Source organism: Pseudomonas sp. FSL R10-0399 (assembly GCF_009600165.1).
GTDB classification, from domain to species: domain Bacteria; phylum Pseudomonadota; class Gammaproteobacteria; order Pseudomonadales; family Pseudomonadaceae; genus Aquipseudomonas; species Aquipseudomonas helleri.
Window position 1 is genome coordinate 1 of the sequence record NZ_WIWK01000308.1, and the last position, 391, is coordinate 391.

Annotated in this window: 1 protein-coding gene; it reads right to left on the reverse strand. The window is 69.3% G+C overall.

The features are described from left to right. Window positions 1–391: EamA family transporter (locus tag GHO41_RS29575; RefSeq protein WP_153435370.1), on the reverse strand; the 391-nt coding region annotated here is incomplete at both ends.

Genomic DNA, 391 nt, shown 5'->3' on the forward strand with positions numbered 1-391 from the left:
GATCAGGCCCATGAACAGCACGGTGCGGCCGGTCGGGCGTGCGCCGCCCAGCGCCCAGGTGAGCAGCGCCAGCAGCATCGGGAAGGTGTTGCCCACCAGCAGCGCCAGGGCTACCGGAATGCGCGCCACCGCCGAGTACAGGCACAGGCTTTGGGTGGCGATCAGCAGGCCCAGCAGCAGCTGCCAGTGCCGGGTGCCTGCGGGCAGGCCCAGCGCCTGGCGTTGCCACAACAGCAGGCAGGCCAGTACCAGCAAGGTGATGCCTGAGCGGCAGAGAATCGCCAGCAGCACGCCGGTGCCGTCATCGAGGGCGATGCGCGCGGCGATGTGGTTGCCGGCGAATGAACAGGCCAGCAGGGCGAGCAGGGCGATGGCCAGTTTGCGAGGGAAT